At 50.8% G+C, this 16,771-nt stretch carries 14 protein-coding genes; 11 read left to right on the forward strand and 3 right to left on the reverse strand.

What is annotated here, in order from left to right:
- Nucleotides 1-18 precede the first annotated feature (18 nt).
- From IC230_RS26825 to IC230_RS26870, 11 genes are all read left to right on the forward strand, one after another.
- Nucleotides 19-186 carry a hypothetical protein gene (locus IC230_RS26825; protein WP_191042158.1) on the forward strand — a complete coding sequence of 56 codons (168 nt, stop codon included), beginning with the start codon at nucleotides 19-21 and terminating at the stop codon, nucleotides 184-186.
- Between the two features lie 39 nt (nucleotides 187-225).
- Nucleotides 226-360: a hypothetical protein gene (locus IC230_RS34520; RefSeq protein ID WP_262893189.1), complete on the forward strand. Its 135-nt coding sequence runs from the start codon at nucleotides 226-228 to the stop codon at nucleotides 358-360.
- Between the two features lie 54 nt (nucleotides 361-414).
- Nucleotides 415-1,167 carry an SDR family NAD(P)-dependent oxidoreductase gene (locus IC230_RS26830; protein WP_191042159.1) on the forward strand — a complete coding sequence of 251 codons (753 nt, stop codon included), beginning with the start codon at nucleotides 415-417 and terminating at the stop codon, nucleotides 1,165-1,167.
- A gap of 37 nt (nucleotides 1,168-1,204) precedes the next feature.
- Complete coding sequence (locus tag IC230_RS26835; protein ID WP_191042160.1) at nucleotides 1,205-2,023, forward strand: universal stress protein; 819 nt, start codon at nucleotides 1,205-1,207, stop codon at nucleotides 2,021-2,023.
- 31 nt (nucleotides 2,024-2,054) lie between these two features.
- Entirely contained in the window at nucleotides 2,055-3,050 is a 996-nt protein-coding gene (locus tag IC230_RS26840) for a 2-hydroxyacid dehydrogenase (RefSeq protein WP_191042161.1), read from the forward strand.
- Between the two features lie 91 nt (nucleotides 3,051-3,141).
- A complete protein-coding gene (locus IC230_RS26845) occupies nucleotides 3,142-3,957 on the forward strand; it encodes a universal stress protein (RefSeq protein ID WP_191042162.1) in 816 nt (271 codons plus the stop codon).
- Nucleotides 3,958-3,993: 36 nt separating this feature from the next.
- Nucleotides 3,994-4,869: a universal stress protein gene (locus IC230_RS26850; protein WP_191042163.1), complete on the forward strand. Its 876-nt coding sequence runs from the start codon at nucleotides 3,994-3,996 to the stop codon at nucleotides 4,867-4,869.
- A 5-nt stretch (nucleotides 4,870-4,874) separates the two neighbouring features.
- Entirely contained in the window at nucleotides 4,875-6,065 is a 1,191-nt protein-coding gene (locus IC230_RS26855; protein ID WP_191042164.1) for an acetate/propionate family kinase, read from the forward strand.
- Between the two features lie 42 nt (nucleotides 6,066-6,107).
- Nucleotides 6,108-8,519 (forward strand): phosphoketolase family protein, encoded by a 2,412-nt coding sequence (locus tag IC230_RS26860; RefSeq protein ID WP_191042165.1) that lies wholly within the window; start codon nucleotides 6,108-6,110, stop codon nucleotides 8,517-8,519.
- A 263-nt stretch (nucleotides 8,520-8,782) separates the two neighbouring features.
- On the forward strand, nucleotides 8,783-9,919 hold the full coding sequence (locus tag IC230_RS26865; RefSeq protein ID WP_191042166.1) for an alpha/beta fold hydrolase: 1,137 nt from the start codon (nucleotides 8,783-8,785) through the stop codon (nucleotides 9,917-9,919).
- Nucleotides 9,920-10,561: 642 nt separating this feature from the next.
- Nucleotides 10,562-11,473: a DUF808 domain-containing protein gene (locus IC230_RS26870; protein ID WP_191042314.1), complete on the forward strand. Its 912-nt coding sequence runs from the start codon at nucleotides 10,562-10,564 to the stop codon at nucleotides 11,471-11,473.
- 157 nt (nucleotides 11,474-11,630) lie between these two features.
- On the opposite strand, the gene IC230_RS26875 is transcribed toward IC230_RS26870, so the two are convergent.
- From IC230_RS26875 to IC230_RS26885, 3 genes are all read right to left on the reverse strand, one after another.
- On the reverse strand, nucleotides 11,631-12,476 hold the full coding sequence (locus IC230_RS26875) for an alpha/beta hydrolase family protein (RefSeq protein ID WP_191042167.1): 846 nt from the start codon (nucleotides 12,474-12,476) through the stop codon (nucleotides 11,631-11,633).
- Between the two features lie 571 nt (nucleotides 12,477-13,047).
- Nucleotides 13,048-15,285 carry a carbohydrate binding family 9 domain-containing protein gene (locus IC230_RS26880; RefSeq protein ID WP_191042168.1) on the reverse strand — a complete coding sequence of 746 codons (2,238 nt, stop codon included), beginning with the start codon at nucleotides 15,283-15,285 and terminating at the stop codon, nucleotides 13,048-13,050.
- Between the two features lie 100 nt (nucleotides 15,286-15,385).
- Complete coding sequence (locus IC230_RS26885; protein ID WP_191042169.1) at nucleotides 15,386-16,759, reverse strand: FAD-binding oxidoreductase; 1,374 nt, start codon at nucleotides 16,757-16,759, stop codon at nucleotides 15,386-15,388.
- Nucleotides 16,760-16,771: the final 12 nt, after the last annotated feature.

Consider the following 16,771-nt stretch of genomic DNA (forward strand, 5'->3'; position numbering starts at 1 on the left):
AACCATACATACTGCCCCATGGAATCACCCGACACCCTTTCTCAGGTTATTAATCAGCTTCGCCAGCAGGGCTACACCAAGGATCTGAATCAGCACGAAGATAACCCGCTCTGGCTCGACCCGGATGCCTATACCATTGACAATGTATACCGATTTGAAACGGTCCGCCGTAGCGGGACCAACTAATCCCGACGACGACCGGGTCGCCGTCGCACCGCCGAAGCGGTGCGATCTATTCTGTACGCGCTTTCATCGGTAAAATACGGTAGTAAAGGGGTGTTGGTCAATGGCTACGGGCTCTCTGCCAATGCCGTTACAGCCGGAATTGAACAACGGTTGCACCGCTGGCCGATTGCGTAACGTATCCAAGCCCTGGAAAACGACATTTTTTATTTACTCACCGTTCTCTGTTTTATGAACAACGACTTACAAGGGAAAACGGCACTGGTAACCGGTGCTGCTTCGGGAATTGGTAAAGCGATCGCTCTACTCTATAGTCAGCACGGGGCGAACGTCATGGTGTCTGACGTCGACGAAACGCAGGGACGAGAAGTGGCTGACCAACTAAACGCTCTCGGGGGAAATGCCCGGTTCGTCAAGGCTGATGTCGGCGACCCAGTCCAATGTCAACAGTTGGTACAGGAAACCGTCTCAGCGTTTGGCTCACTCGACATTGCCTGCAACAATGCGGGCATTGGAGGTGAGATGAACCTGACGGCCGAATACAGTCTGGAAGGCTGGCAGCAGATCATGACCATAAACCTTAATAGCGTTTTCTTTTGCCTGAAGTATGAGCTGGACGTAATGCTCAAACAAGGCAAGGGAGCGATTGTCAACATGGCTTCCATCTTGGGGCAGGTTGGCACGTCCGGTTCGCCCGGCTACGTGACGGCCAAGCACGGTATGGTCGGCTTAACGCAAACAGCCGCGATTGAATACGCGCCGAAGGGCATCCGCATCAATGCTGTCGGACCCGGCTACATCGACACCCCCTTGCTCAGCCAACTATCCCCGGAAGTTAAACAACAACTAATTGATCTGCATCCTATTGGTCGTCTGGGAAAGGCCGATGAGGTCGCCGAATTAGTCATCTGGCTCAGTTCGGATAAAGCCTCGTTTGTGACCGGATCATATTACCCGGTTGATGGGGGGTACCTGGCTAGATAGACCAGACGGTCTGTCTCATCTATACTTCTTTTGACTCATGAAAACAATCATTCTGGCTACCGATTTTTCGACTCATGCCAACCACGCGGCCCGCTTTGCGGGGCAACTGGCTAAAGACCAGAAAGCGATACTGATTTTACTGCACGCGTTTCATGTCTGGCCCGATAATCCGGCCAAAACGGGTGACTTTCTCCTGTCGATGAAGGCGGAGCGTGAAAGCAGTGAAAAATCATTAAACCGACTGGCCGTAGAACTGCACGAAGAGCTTGGCACAGACGTCGTGATCCGTTGCATTGCCCAGGAAGGACACACCCTGAACGCCATACGCAGCGTCACAAAAACAGAGCAGGCCGATCTGCTGATTATGTCCACCGTGGGTACGGCTCCGCAAAGTACGCGGCTTATGGGCAGCGTGGCGACCGAAATGGTAGCCGAAACCCAAGTCCCTTTGCTCTTAATTCCTCCCGGCAGTACGTACGTCGGCGTGAAAAATGTCGTGCTGGGAATCGATCTGTCAACGCCCCCTAACGCGGTTGCCCTAGACACGGCCCTGCGTTTCGCCCGATTATTCAACAGCGTGATTAACGTGCTGTGCATCAGCGATACCCCCGACGAGGCCGCAACGAAGCATAAAGGGGAACACATTCGGCATTTGTTGAATCCGCAGCCCCATACGCTGACCATTGAGAGCGGAGAGAAGATTTACGACACCCTCCTCGACTTTGCCCACGCCAACAAAGCCGATCTGATTATGATGTTGCCGCAGATGCGAAACTGGCTCTGGAAACTGTTTGCCGAAGGGGAAACCCAACGTATGGCCCGGCTGACCGACATTCCCCTGTTGGCGGTTGTCTGATACGTATTGTTTTACTAAACTCCTGAATACCATGAACATCGCTTTTTTTAGTTGCCAGGCCTACGAGCAGCCTTTTCTGGAAGCAGCCAACCACAATCACCGGCATGAGTTGACGTTTCTATCCCAGTCCTTAACCCCCGAAACCGTTCACCTGGCGGCTGGTCACCAGGCGATCTGCGTGTTTGTCAATGACCAGCTGACACGTCCCACCCTCCAGGCGCTGGCCGCCCTGGGCATCCGGTTGGTGGCGCTGCGCTGTACGGGCTATAATCAGGTGGATATCACAACGGCTGGGCAACTGGGCATCCGCATTTTACGCGTGCCCTCCTACTCGCCCCACTCGGTTGCCGAACACACGGTTGCGCTGCTACTGTCGTTAAACCGGAAAACCTACCTGGCTTACCAGCGGACCAAAGAAAACAATTTTACGCTCGACGGCCTGATGGGATTTGACCTCTACGGCAAACGGGTGGGTGTGATCGGTACGGGCAAGATCGGCGCAGCTTTTGCCAGAATGATGCTGGGGTTTGGCTGCCACGTACTGGCTCACGACAAAATGCCCTCGGCTGTTTTGCAGCAGCTGGGCGTGGAGTATTTACCCCTGGAAGACGTACTGGAAAAGGCCGATGTGCTCTCGCTCCATTGCCCCCTCACGCCCGAGACGCATCATATTATCGACGCTTCGGCGCTGAGCCGAATGAAACCCGGTTCGTACCTGATTAACACCAGCCGGGGTGGCCTGCTCGATACATCCGCCGTGCTGGATTCCCTGCAACGGGGCCACTTGGGCGCGTTGAGCATTGATGTGTACGAACTGGAAGACGATTACTTTTTCGCCGACTGGTCGGACAAAGACCTGCCCGATGCCAATTTGAACACGCTGACGCACTTGCCGAATGTGCTGGTGACGGCGCACCAGGGCTTTTTTACCCAGGAAGCCATGGAGCAAATCGCCTACACAACGCTCAACAACCTGACGTACCTGGAACAGGAGCTCTTGCCCGCCGATGCCGTTGTCGTTGGATAAAACAATTCTCTCGGGTCTACGCCATGCGGGCTAAGGATCTGGTTTAGATCGGAGCAAAATCAGGAACTTTAACTTTTAACGAACGCATACGATGACCACGATTGTAGTCGCTACCGATTTGTCTGCTAATTCCCATTGGGCAACCGATTACGCCCTCGCGCTGGCCCGTCAACTGCGTGTCCGGTTAGTGCTGGTCCACATTTTCAATCCCTTCTCCACCTGGACAATGCGGCCGGTGCTGACAACAATAGCTACGGCGGAACAGCATGAACACGCCTTACAACAACTTACTAATCTACGGATTCAGATGCTCGAATCCACCAATTACCCGGTGGACATATCGGTGGTAGCCCGACCCGGCTTACCCGTTGAGAAACTCGCCCAGGAAGCCGTTAGTCAGAAAGCAGATCTGCTGGTCATGGGGGTAGTTGGTAATGAGCCCCTAAAAGCCCGGCAAGTAGGGAGTCTGGCTATTGACATGATTCCCCATACTCAAGTGCCCATGTTACTAGTGCCACCTGGTGCCATGTACAAAAAACCGCAAACATTGGTCTTGGGTATCGGCCTGTCAAACCCCGTCGACACCCAGTCCCTTGCCAGTGCCAAACGATTTGCTCAACTGCTATCCGTCAGACTGGAGGTGATTTGCATGGCGAACGAGCCGGATGAACAACTCCATAAAGCGAGTGACAGCATCTCCATTTTATTGACTGACCAGCCACATACCATTGGCTTTCTGCCGGGCAACGACCTTAGTGAGGTATTGAGTGCGTACGCCCTAACCCATCAAACGGACCTGATTATGCTCCTGCCTAAACACCACCATTGGCTAAGTACATTTCTCCTCGAATCCGACACGCAGGAAGTGGCCCGTTTAACCACAATTCCTGTGCTGGCAGCTGTCTGATTTGTCTAGTACCCGTTTTTAATTACTCAACTACGTATGAAAAAGATTCTTATGCTGACCGATTTGTCGGAAGCCTCCCACAATGCCTTTGATTTCGCCCGCGCATTCTTCCAGGATACCCCTACTGATTTTCACCTGCTGTACATCTATCCGGCGCAAACGGGAGGATTTGATGGTCTCAAACATAACGCCGAATCCGCCCAGTTAGCCACTACCAGTGCCAATCAATTACAGCATATGGTGACTGAGTTGCGCCAACAGGCTATCCATAAGAAACACACCTTCCGGTCATCAGCCCTGCCCGGCAAGCCACTAGAGGTAGTAAAACAGCTCGTGCAGGCAGAGGCTTACGATTTTGTGGTCATTGGTCCCCAACAGAACGATACCTATGGGCTGTTTGGCAATAGTGCCATTGGCCTGGTTCACGAGCTTAAAGCGAATGTGCTCGTGGTGCCAATCAATGCGTCCCTTCGACCCATGTATCAGGTGGTGCTGGCCATCGATTTTGCCAATCTGAAGAACAATAACCTGCTCAGCCCACTGAAGGAATTCGTGACGCGCAGAGCGGCACTACTCACCCTGCTGACCATCGAAACGCCCGACAACAGCGTCATTCACCCGGAGCAGGAAATTCACATACGGCAGTTTTTGAACCCAATAAAGCCAATCGTCGCCCACTTACAGGCTCCCAGTCCAAAAGAAGGTATCGATGCTTACCTGGCGGAACATCCGGTCGATCTATTGGTAACGATCCCCCACTACAAGAGTATAGCCAACGCACTGTCGGGGGATAGTCATTCACACACGCAGGCTTATACACCTTTAGTACCACTCCTGACGCTTTACGACGACGGCAGCAATGACTTACCCGAATTAGTGGCCGATCCATCGGCGGTAGAAGATACCCTTTGATTAACATGAGGGCATCCAACGAACACATTTTAATCCTAAACGGCGGATCGTCAAGTATCAAGTTTGCGGTGTATACCCCTGGAGATACGATGGAACGAGGGCTGCACGGTAAGATTGACCGGATCGGCTTGGCGAATACAACGCTGACGTTTACTGATTCTGTCACAAATCAGCAGGCGAGTTGCCCGGTGGTTGGAGATAATTATTCATCGGCGGTGAAATTCCTGGCTGGCTGGCTAGAAAAACAGCCGGTTTTTAGCTCAATCAGGGCAGTAGGGCACCGAATTGTGCACGGTATGGAACACAGCGAACCAGAACGGATTACGCCCGAGTTACTGGATGAACTGCAACGCATCAGCGCCGTTGATCCCGACCATCTGCCTGGCGAAATCGAGCTAATAAACGCCTTCCGAAGTCGCCATCCCAGCCTCATCCAGATCGCTTGTTTCGATACGGCGTTTCACCGGACGATGCCGCGCGTTGCCCAACTCTTGCCCATTCCCCGGCGATTCGACGCCAACGGAATTCGACGGTACGGGTTTCACGGTATTTCCTACGCGTACCTGCTGGAAGAACTTGGCCGAATCGCCGGAGAGGAGGTGGCGCAAGGCAAGATAGTCCTGGCGCACCTGGGTAGCGGGGCGAGTTTGGCCGCTATCCGGGAGGGCAGGAGTGTAGACACGAGTATGGGATTCACGCCCACCGCCGGGCTGCCCATGGGCACCCGACCGGGCGACCTTGATCCTGGAGTGGCCTGGTACCTGATGCAGTCGGAGTCGTTGGCCCCAACCCAATTCAATAACCTAATCAACCACGAATCGGGTTTGCTGGGAGTATCGGAGACCAGTTCGGATATGCGCGATTTACTTGACCGACAATCGGTTGATATTCGGGCGGCTGAAGCCGTGGCGTTGTTTTGTTATCAAACCCGCAAATGGGTAGGAGCCTTTTCAGCCGTACTTGGCGGGCTGGAAACGCTGGTCTTTTCCGGCGGAATCGGCGAAGAAGCGCCTGAAATCAGAACCCGCGTTTGTCATGGCCTTGGCTATTTAGGTATCGAGCTGGATGAGCACCGTAACGGACTCAACGCACCCGTGATTTCAACTGATTCCAGCCAGGTCACCGTCCGCGTAATACCAACGGACGAAGAAAAGATGATTGCCAAAACGGTGGGTCGGCTTCTGAATTTAAACTGAACCGTGGTGTCACAACCTATTCTTACCCTACATACTGAACTCATGGAAACACTGACTCAAGAACCGCAAACGAATACGAGCTTATCACCGACTGAGCTTCAGTTGATCCATGCTTACTGGCGGGCCGCAAATTACCTGTCGGTTGGGCAGATGTACCTGCTGGATAACCCATTGCTCCGAGAGCCGTTAACCCTGGCCCACATTAAACGTATGCTGCTGGGACACTGGGGCACCACGCCGGGTCAGAATTTCATCTACGCGCATTTGAACCGGGTGATCAAAACCAATGATCTCAACATGGTTTATATGTCAGGACCGGGCCACGGTGGTCCGGCGGTAGTGGCCAATACGTATCTGGAAGGCAGCTACAGTGAAGTTTACCCAAGGATTAGTCTAGACGAGGCCGGGCTGAAAAAACTCTTCAAACAATTCTCCTTCCCCGGCGGCATTTCGAGCCATGTATCCCCCCAAACGCCCGGTTCGATTCACGAAGGGGGTGAATTGGGCTACTCGCTTAGTCATGCTTTTGGCGCGGTATTCGATAACCCGGATCTAATTGTTGCGTGCGTGATTGGCGATGGCGAAGCCGAAACTGGCCCGCTGGCCACGGCCTGGCATTCCAATAAATTTCTTAACCCAGTCTCCGATGGGGTGGTGCTACCCATTCTGCATCTGAATGGCTATAAAATTTCTAACCCGGCCGTGCTGGCCCGCATCAGCCACGAGGAGTTAGACCAGTTACTACGGGGGTACGGCTGGACACCCTATTTTGTAGAGGGCCATGATCCCGAACAAATGCATCAGGCGATGGCCACTACGTTGGATACCGCTATTGGGCAAATCAAACAGATTCAGCAGGAAGCCCGTGAAGCAGGTAATACAACCCGACCGCGCTGGCCAGTGATCGTGCTGAAATCGCCAAAAGGCTGGACGGGACCCGACGTGATTGATGGGCTACCCAACGAAGGCACCTTTCGTGCGCACCAGGTTCCGCTTTCGGTGTCGGCCACGACGCCCCCTGAGCACCTGGCGCAACTGGAAAGCTGGCTACGCAGCTATAAACCCGACGAGCTTTTCGATGAACAGGGGCGACTATTGCCCGAACTGGCCGAACTGGCTCCGCAGGGCGACCGGCGTATGGGTGCCAACCCACATGCCAACGGCGGTCTATTGTTGAAGGATCTGCACATGCCTGACTTTCAGGAATACGCCGTTGCCGTACCCCTGCCCGGCGTCACCCTGGCCAGTGATACGCAGACGGTTGGCCGATTTCTGCGGGACGTTATCAAGCTAAATCAGAAGCCTCACAACTTCAGAATCTTTGGTCCCGACGAAACCCTATCCAACAAGCTGGAAGCCGTTTTTGAGGTAACAAACCGTCAGTGGGATACCGAGACGGCCGAAAACGACCAATTTCTGGCACCAACGGGTAGCGTCATGGAAATGCTCAGTGAACACCAGTGCGAAGGGTGGCTGGAAGGCTATCTGCTCACGGGTCGTCATGGGCTATTCAATAGCTACGAAGCCTTCATTCATATCGTCGATTCAATGTTCAACCAACACGCTAAGTGGCTGAAAACGACGCGGGAAATACCGTGGCGACGGCCCATTGCCTCGCTCAATTATTTGCTGACGTCCACCGTCTGGCGACAGGATCACAACGGCTTCACACACCAAGACCCCGGCTTTATCGATCACGTGATCAACAAAAAAGCCGAAATCGTGCGGGTATATTTACCGCCGGATGCCAACTGTTTGCTTTCGGTGATGGACCACTGCCTGCGCTCGCGTCACTACGTTAATGTGATTGTGGCAGGCAAGCATCCCGCTCCACAATGGCTGAGTATGGACGCGGCCACGAAGCATTGTACGGAAGGCATTGGGATCTGGCCCTGGGCCAGTAATGATCAGGCAATGGAGCCCGACGCGGTGATGACGTGCTGTGGCGACGTTCCGACGCTCGAAACACTGGCAGCCGTTTCGATTCTGCGCGCGCATTTGCCGGACCTAAAAATCCGGGTAGTCAACATCGTGGATCTACTGAAACTGGAGCGGCATACCGAGCATTCGCACGGCCTGACCGATGCGGATTACGACGCCATTTTTACCCGCAACAAGCCCGTTATTTTTGCTTTTCACGGCTACCCCTGGCTGGTGCATCGGTTAACCTACAACCGCGCTAACAACAGCAACATGCATGTGCGTGGCTACAAGGAAGAAGGAACGATCACGACGGCCTTTGATATGACGGTCCTTAACGAGTTGGACCGTTTTCACCTGGTCATGGACGTACTGGATCGTTTGCCCCAGTTGGGCAATACCGGGTCTTATTTGAAGCAATTGATGAAAGACAAACTCATCGAACACAAGCAGTACATTTTTAGCAACGGAGAAGATATGCCCGAAATCAAGAACTGGGCCTGGGAAAGTCATTCCGTCGAGGACAGCCTCTAATACCTTGTCAATCGAACGGCTATAGGATTCCATCAATGATGACGGAAGATTGTCTGTAACCAGGTATGATCAGTCCATCCAGATTAAGTTGGCTCTTGTCCCGACCGAACTAGTTGCTGGTGTAGCGGGAGATGTCAAGCAAGCTATCATTCCGCCAAATGAAGTCCATGACTACACTCACGTTAACGTATTAGGCGGAAAGTCGTATTAGTAAGCACCTGTAGTGATTGCCCCCATTCCCTATTTTTTTATCTTGTTGTACTATGCCCATACTTCTGGTAGCTTTCTTACTGGTTGATCTACTGTCGATTGGCTACCTCTTTTTGGGCTATTACCTATGGCACGAATGGCATGTCTACCGATTTACTATCCAGGATGAATATGGGCAGCGATGCCTCTACGGGGCTTTAGCTCTTGGCCTCTTTACCCTGCTGGGTAGGTTTTTAGTGGGTCGGCTTGTAAGCAAAAGCCGACCTGGGGAAGATCAACCACAGCGGGTAGATAGTCCAGAGCACGATAGGCTCAAGCGGCCTGATGGCTCTTTCATTCACATCGATTTCTATGGACCTAAAACCGCTCAACCCATCATTTTCGTCCATGGCTGGAACGCCAACCGCACCAGTTGGTACTATCAGCGCAAGTACTTTGAGACAAATTATCGGCTGATTCTGATGGATTTGCCCGGACTCGGCAAGTCGACCCGACCTACTAACAAAGACTACTCCCTGTCTAAGATGGCTGCTGACTTACAGGCGGTAATAGAGCATACCGGGGCTACTAACCCTATTCTGTGGGGACACAGTATTGGTGGCATGACCATACTGACTCTGTTAGCTAACATAAGGTCAAGTAATCTGGGGCGGATAAAAGGCGTTATCCTTGAGCATACCACCTATACTAATCCTGTTCGTACGATTCTTTTTTCCCGGCTGCTGACGGCCATTCAAGAACCGGTACTGGTTCCCTTATGCTGGCTGCTGATCGGCTTGTCACCACTGTTGTGGGTCTCGCGCTGGATGAGTTATTTCAACGGCACGGCTCATCTGATGACCCGGCTGTTGACCTTCACGGGAACGCAGAGCTTCCAGCAGTTGAACTTTGTAACCTTACTGTCCACCCTCTCCCCACTGGCGGTGACGGCCCGAGGGGTACTGGGTATGTTTGAGTATGATGTCAGTGAGGCACTTTCTTCTATTCAGGAGCCGACCCTAGTAATCGGGGCCAATCAGGATCGATTAACCAAGCCCGTGGCCAGTGCGCACATAAGCCGGACGATGCCTCAAGCCAAACTGGTCATGGTGTCCCCTGGCGGTCACCAGGGTTTAGTGGAACGGCATAAAGAAGTCAATCAGGCCGTTCAGCAGTTCATCCAAACGCTGACCAAGTTTATAGTTACATAGACGGAATAATAGAATTGAACCGTGCCTTATCCTGATTTTATTCGAACGTATCTTTAGCCTTTACACCTACCTGAGTTGGGCTAATTGCCTGAACTAACAGGCCTTGATCCTGTCGCCCACTACCTTCTCACCCCATTCCCTTGCCCACCCAACAGCCGCAAAACTTATGGTGGACACTAGATAAAGCAAACACAGGTGCGTTCGTCCTTTACAACGTTGCCTGCGTTGGGCGGATAACTTCCTGCGAGGGCTTACTAAACGCCCCCATTAAAAGAATAAATGTATGAAAATTTTATCATCTCACATTGGAGTGATTTTGCGATACATTGACAAACTCAATAAGTCTTCTACGCATAAGCTAGGCAAACAAATTTAAAGAATGATAAATAGGGGGTTGGCAACCGATAGGAATTATCAATCGGTTGCCAACTTTCACTCGGTAAATCGGTTAAACTAGTGTAAAGACTACCCTAAAGAAGTAGGTACAGCATTTTTGTGCTAAATAAGCGCAGCGATCTGACGACTAACGGGGATGGCTCCTACCGGCACCATTCGAGAAACAGGCCTCAAAAAACAGTAGGGATTTACAAATGCACCCTCTCCAGTGACAGTAAAAATAGCCAACTTGTTGACGATTTGACGATGCCTTCAGGACTCTTTGCTTTATTCGATGATATCTCGGCCTTGGTCAAAGCAAGCGCCGCCAGTTTAGATGATGTGCCTGCTCAAGTAGCCAAAACGACCGGAAAAGTGTCGGGCATCGTCATTGATGATACGGCCGTTACCCCCAAATATGTGGTGGGGCTTGACCCATCCCGGGAGCTGGCGATTATTTTTCAGATTGCTAAAAAATCGCTGATCAATAAACTCCTACTGTTAACTCCAGCCGCCTTGTTGCTTGGCTACTTTGCTCCTTGGGCTATTACGCCTATTTTAATGGTAGGCGGTGCTTATTTATGTTTTGAGGGCTACGAAAAGGTCCATTCCCTAGTTAGCCACCACGGTGGGGACACGGAACGGGAGCAGCTAAAAGAGATAACTCCCGAAGAACTGGAGAAGGAACGAGTGGGGAGTGCCGTTCGCACGGATATTATTTTGTCAGCCGAAATTATGGCCATTGCCTATAGCCAGGTAACCGGCCAGGCGATTGTGAACCAAATTGTCGTAATGGTGGCAGTGGCCGTTTTTATCACGGTGGCCGTTTATGGGTTTGTTGGCTTACTTGTCAAAGCCGATGATATAGGGTTGCACCTGGCTGGTGGTAACTATCCTCCTGTTGCTCAAAGAGTAGGCCGTAGCGTTGTAAAATTTATGCCACATTTCTTGAGTTGGCTGGGATACGTAGGTACAGCTGCCATGCTTTGGGTAGGTGCCGAAATCATTGCGCATGGCCTACCGTTTACCGCTCATTTGTTGCATGATTTAGAACAGGGCTTGTCCTCAATGCCGGTAGTGGCCTGGTTTGCCAAGGCCTTGGCCTGCGGAGTTGGCGGGCTTATTTTAGGGTTTATCATTGAGAAGCTTGTAAGTTTAGTAAAGAAGGTCTTTTTTTAACCCAAGCGTATGCCACTAACTCAGTTTGCCTGTTATTAAAATAAACCGTCCAATTAAACGCCCGAATTATTGACACCCAATCGTCTCAGTTGGGAGCGTTATTTTGAGACAATTATTTTTTTAATAAATGTCAACTTCAGTTAGTAGCATACGCACCCTATTTAACGATAATAAACTTATCCCGATTGAGTTTTTTATCCGTTAAGATAGATAACACTAGACGAACTACATCAAAATAAGCCGCTACTTGACCTGTAGCGGTTCGGTTGTCGATCTGGGGATATTCATGGGCGTAAAACTTTTTGATAATTCCCAGGCTTAGAAATGAATTATGGTTCATCGGTTGTTTTGAGTTAACCAGCGTAACGCGTTCTGCTGATAAAAATTTATAAATTTTAAATTCGGGATAAGGCTGCTGAAGATAATTCCCGTTCTCATAATAGGCCCTGGGCGCCGTAATGATGTAAGTACTCGTTTTAAACTCCTTTGCATGCCGCTGAATCAAGGTATCTAATTCAGGCCACATCTGGGTTACAGCTTCCAATGAATAATCTTCCAAAGTTGTATCCAGGAGAATATATCGTTTAATATCACGGTTGCCTTTTTGGTTTAATTTAAGCCCTTGTTGAGCGCCAAAACTATGTCCTATATAATAGAATCGATTGGGATCGGTAAACGGTAATTGCTTGCTATATTGAATCACAAACTCAATATCGGTACAATAAGTAAACTTTTTGGATGCAAAATAATACTCAAACCCTTGCTCATTATCAGCAGGATACTTATAATTACATGAAATAACCACAAACCCGTGGCTGGCCAGAAATTCAAACAGTACCGCGTTCTCATTCGCTGTTCCTCCACCACCATGGTTATAGATAATCGTGGGATAGGTAGTGGTCGGAAAATGGCTTGACCGATGGGCATTTACTTTTGTGTTAAGTATAGCCTGCCATAATTTCTGCTCATTCTGGCTAAATTTTATCGTTCCCCAGGTATCCATGTTGGCCAGGATTCCACTGTGGATAAAGACCGACGTATCAACCCGAATTAGGGCATTTCGTACTGAATTCAGCTCTTTTTGAGAAGCATACTGGTAGTAATCCTGATAGATCATCTCAGGCCGTTTAGTCTTTTGCTTTGTGGGAAACCAAATACTAATAAAAAAGGGTTTAACTCCTCTGTACGCTTTGTAAGCGTAAGGCTCATCGGTTTTCAGGATCAAGGTATCCTGAAAACCCACCTTATACTTTCCGGGCTTTAAATCTGCCCAAAACTTATATTCCTGCCCAAGCGAACGGGTTGTGGGTAACACACAGATAAGTATAAGCAAGTAGGGTTTCACGGTCTTGGCAATTTTAAAGAGTTCGTAACGTATTTCTACAGATTCCTTTACAGCTAAAATCCGATAAAAGCATAAATAGACCGTGATTTTCCAGGTAAAACCCGAGTTTTTCGCTCCGGTGGCACAGTAGCGTCCCCACCCCGGTTTGCCTGTATCCTACTAAATCATCAAGAAACGTATTCTTCCTGGTTTATGCTAGTTTCAGCAACATTCAGAAGGAGCCAACTGATTACTTTACAAATGTATAGGTGTACTTTACAATCATTGACCGATCCGTAAGAGCGGGTTGAGTGGGTCGACCTACCGAATCGAATGGGTTAGTCTCCAAACTAGTCCCCTGGTTAAATACGATGTAGAGGTCGTTGCCTTCGCGGGGATTATACCGAAACCGAATATTTGAGGATACTAACTTCGCTACACTGTTGTACTGAATCAGGGCTTCTGTTGATACGTTCACGTTCAGGGAAACCTTCATACGAATCTGAGCCAGCGTGACATCGTATTGCTGAGCCCGGTTCGGAAATCGAATCCGATTCCATTGCAGATAGCTGCTCAGTTCCAGATAACGCGATATAGCCCAGGTTGGGCGAACACTAAGCGATACCCGCGACCCGTCGTAGAAACGGCCGATTTCTGTTTCCAGCGTTGCATTCAATGGCTTATTGCCCGGCGTAGCCAGTAACCCATACAAACTCTGGAAGCGGTATTGACCACCCGGAATTCGGGCGATACCGAACAATGTCAACGTATCCACCACGCTCTCATACGAATTTCGGACTTTTACCTGCGCCCGATGCCCTTTCTTGAACAAAGCATCCCAGCCAGGCGACACCTCAACCGATTCGGCGGTTCCGTTGCTGTTTCGTAAAAATGCGTACCCATACAGGCTGACCTGATGATTCAACAATACCGAGTTTTTACCAGGCAGCCAGCCCCAAAATAGGCGATCACCAAAGCGCATGTAATCTTTCCGCGATTCAAATCCTAAACCGGGATTATAGTTTCGGCCCGCTTGTGAAAGACTTAGATCATAGCCAAATCCTTTCAGAATACGTTTTTCGTAGCGCACCTGCCAGCGAGCCGGATCGAAGAACCGACGAGTCGGCATCCGTCCGTTGCGCTGTGTCTGTTCAGTTGTCAACCGGTCAAAGGTTTGCGCCCAGTTAACGCTCAGGAAGTTTTGGTCGTATACCCGGAAGATGCCATCCACCCCGTACGTTACGTTTGCGTGCCCGTCGGTGCCTAACCGTGCAGTGGTCATAAGGCCAATGTAGGAGTTTTGATTGAACACCCGCCGACGAAGCCGCACTACGCTCATGTTTTCGGAGGATAGGCTGCCCGTTGCTTTCGTTTGCATATCCAGTATGCCCACATCCCACCGGCCAATACGCCCAACCATGCGCCCACCAGCCAGAATAGGCACGCGTTGCCCGCTGTTCAACCCAATTTGTCGACTGTAAAATAACTGGTTAACGCCCCCAAAACTAAAAGTGAAAATGCTGGCCCGTTCCTGAAAAAACAGTCGTTTTTCGGGAAAGAACAGGTTGAAGCGGGTCAGATTTACCTGCTGGTCATCCGCTTCAACCTGGGCAAAGTCTGTGTTGATGGTTAGGTCGGCAGTGAGGTTGCTGGTGATGCCAATTTTCATATCCAGCCCGGCATTCCAGGTCGCTGTATGCTGAAGTTGGTAAGCGGTTTGATCAGCATTAAGTTGAGGGACGGAACTTAGCCCACCAAGTACATAAGGCGTTATATACACGGGTGTTCGGGGCCGCAGATGCTCGAACACAATGGGTTGCATCTGCGAAGCTTTAAACTGGCTGGTAAATCCCCATTGATTCGAAATGAGTGGATAGGTAATGTACTCGTTTTTACGGGCAATTCGGCGGTTCAGGTGCATGCCCATCGTGACACGGCCATTTTTATCCTGATAGCGCAGACTCGACAGGGGAATTTTGAACTCAGCAAACCAGCCGTTGTCATTTCGGCTCGTGGCACAATACCAGAACGTATTCCAGCTTAAATTCAGCCAGTCGTCGCCCTGCGCGTCGTTCTTATTCGTCGCGTCTATCCGGTTTCCACTTGGGGTGGTGTAAAACGCCAGTGCATTTTCTTTATCGGCAAACGTATCAAGGGCGATCCCGAACCAATCGGCGGACCCAAAGTCGTCCCGCTTAAACGTGAGTTCCTGAATGCCCTTTGAATGGCTATCGTAGAGCCAGCCTGCTACATAGAGGAAGTTGTCATCGTAGGCTACCCGAAACTCCGTGCGCTCGGTTGGCTCAGCACCTACAGTCGGAATGTGCATGGTTACTGGGAACGAGGGAATCGTTTTCCAGCCCGGCTCGTCGAGGATGCCATCCAGTCGGAATGGCCCTTCAAAACGAGGCATTATGTAAGGCGTTTTTTCCTGCGCCCACCCATCGACAGTGAGCAGCAACCATAGCGGAATCAGATAGTATTTCATGGTACATCGTTGGTTTACATGGTGTGAAAATTGGACATAGCTCCGCCAGACAGGGCAAATCGGCCCATTGTAAACACGGTCAGTACGGTTATGGAGTTGTTTAGGCTGGTTTGATATTCTGATTTACGCGGAACAGATTAGTAGGGTCATAGTTGGTTTTGATGGCCACCAGCCGGTCGTAGTTCGCCCCATAGGTAGCTTTCACGCGGTCTTCGCCTTCTTCCATCATAAAATTGATGTATGACCCACCCGCGCTAAACGGATGCAAGGACTGCCAGTAGTCGCGTGCCCAGTTGGTGACCACATCTTTGTTGGCCGGATCTGGGTCGACCCCGGCAATGACCATCGCCCAGGTGGCCTGGCGGTATCCCCAGGCCGTGGCCTCGTTGCTCACCCGCGAGGCTGCTCCGTCGATGGGATAGAGGTGCATAGTCGATAGCATCGAGGGCAGGGCTTCGCCATAGGTAAGGTGCTGCTCGATCGCTTCATCGCTTAGTTCGTTCATGTAGTCGCCTTTCCAGTACCATTGCAGTCCTGGTGGATACAGCGGATCAAACATACCCTGCATCACGGGTACAGGCATCGGACCAATCATGTCAAAGACGGGCTTCCTGAACTGACGTATTGGCTCAAAAACAGAATCAGCATTTTCGATTGGGCCACTGTAGCACCAGACAATACCGCACATCTTTTTCAGATGAAGTTCCTCCGGGAAAGGTGGACCGGGTGGTACCGTCAGAAAAGCAAACCAGCCATTGAGCGAGTCAGCGGCTTCTTTAATAAACGTTCGGTACCAACGTAGGATGTCACGGGCATCGTCCATGTGCCACAGCATCGGTCCGGCGACAACGGTGCTGATTGGATGTGCCTGGAATAAGAAAGACGTGACAATACCAAAATTCCCTCCCCCACCCCGAATCGCCCAGAACAAATCCTCGTTTTCGCTGGCAGACGCTTTCGCTACGCTTCCATCCGCCAATACCATGTTGGCTTCCAGCAGATTATCAATGGTTAAGCCGCAGTGCCGAGTCAGGTAGCCCAGCCCCCCACCAAGAGTCAGCCCCGCTACGCCCGTTGTTCCATTGATACCCGTTGGTACAGCTAAGCCATAAGGGTGTGTGGCCGCATCCAGTTCGTTCAACAAGCAGCCACCTTCTACTAAAACGGTTTGTTTATGGGGATCTACGTCAATGTATTTCATCCCCGACAGATCAACAACTAACCCATCATCGCAGATACCCAGTCCAGCACCATTGTGTCCTCCACCTCGCACGGCCACCAGTAGGTTGTGCTCACGCGCATAATTGACCATCGTAACCACATCTTCTACACAGGTGCACTGAGCAATCACCGATGGGCATTTGTCAATCATGCCGTTATAAACCTTCCGGGCAGTAGGGTAGTCTGGATGTTGAGGATCAATCAGTCGCCCCCGCACACGCGTTTGCAGTTCAGTAATATGGAATGTGTCCATCGTATAAGAGGA

This window comes from Spirosoma validum (assembly GCF_014699035.1).
GTDB classification, from domain to species: domain Bacteria; phylum Bacteroidota; class Bacteroidia; order Cytophagales; family Spirosomataceae; genus Spirosoma; species Spirosoma validum.

Excerpts from the sequence above, each read along its gene's own strand:
- IC230_RS26825 (WP_191042158.1), top strand. The coding sequence starts at position 19 with ATGGAATCACCCGACACCCTTTCTCAGGTTATTAATCAGCTTCGCCAG.
- IC230_RS26830 (WP_191042159.1), top strand. The coding sequence starts at position 415 with ATGAACAACGACTTACAAGGGAAAACGGCACTGGTAACCGGTGCTGCT.
- IC230_RS26835 (WP_191042160.1), top strand. The coding sequence starts at position 1,205 with ATGAAAACAATCATTCTGGCTACCGATTTTTCGACTCATGCCAACCAC.
- IC230_RS26840 (WP_191042161.1), top strand. The coding sequence starts at position 2,055 with ATGAACATCGCTTTTTTTAGTTGCCAGGCCTACGAGCAGCCTTTTCTG.
- IC230_RS26845 (WP_191042162.1), top strand. The coding sequence starts at position 3,142 with ATGACCACGATTGTAGTCGCTACCGATTTGTCTGCTAATTCCCATTGG.
- IC230_RS26850 (WP_191042163.1), top strand. The coding sequence starts at position 3,994 with ATGAAAAAGATTCTTATGCTGACCGATTTGTCGGAAGCCTCCCACAAT.
- IC230_RS26855 (WP_191042164.1), top strand. The coding sequence starts at position 4,875 with ATGAGGGCATCCAACGAACACATTTTAATCCTAAACGGCGGATCGTCA.
- IC230_RS26860 (WP_191042165.1), top strand. The coding sequence starts at position 6,108 with ATGGAAACACTGACTCAAGAACCGCAAACGAATACGAGCTTATCACCG.
- IC230_RS26865 (WP_191042166.1), top strand. The coding sequence starts at position 8,783 with ATGCCCATACTTCTGGTAGCTTTCTTACTGGTTGATCTACTGTCGATT.
- IC230_RS26870 (WP_191042314.1), top strand. The coding sequence starts at position 10,562 with ATGCCTTCAGGACTCTTTGCTTTATTCGATGATATCTCGGCCTTGGTC.
- IC230_RS26875 (WP_191042167.1), bottom strand. The coding sequence starts at position 12,476 with ATGGATACCTGGGGAACGATAAAATTTAGCCAGAATGAGCAGAAATTA.
- IC230_RS26880 (WP_191042168.1), bottom strand. The coding sequence starts at position 15,285 with ATGAAATACTATCTGATTCCGCTATGGTTGCTGCTCACTGTCGATGGG.
- IC230_RS26885 (WP_191042169.1), bottom strand. The coding sequence starts at position 16,759 with ATGGACACATTCCATATTACTGAACTGCAAACGCGTGTGCGGGGGCGA.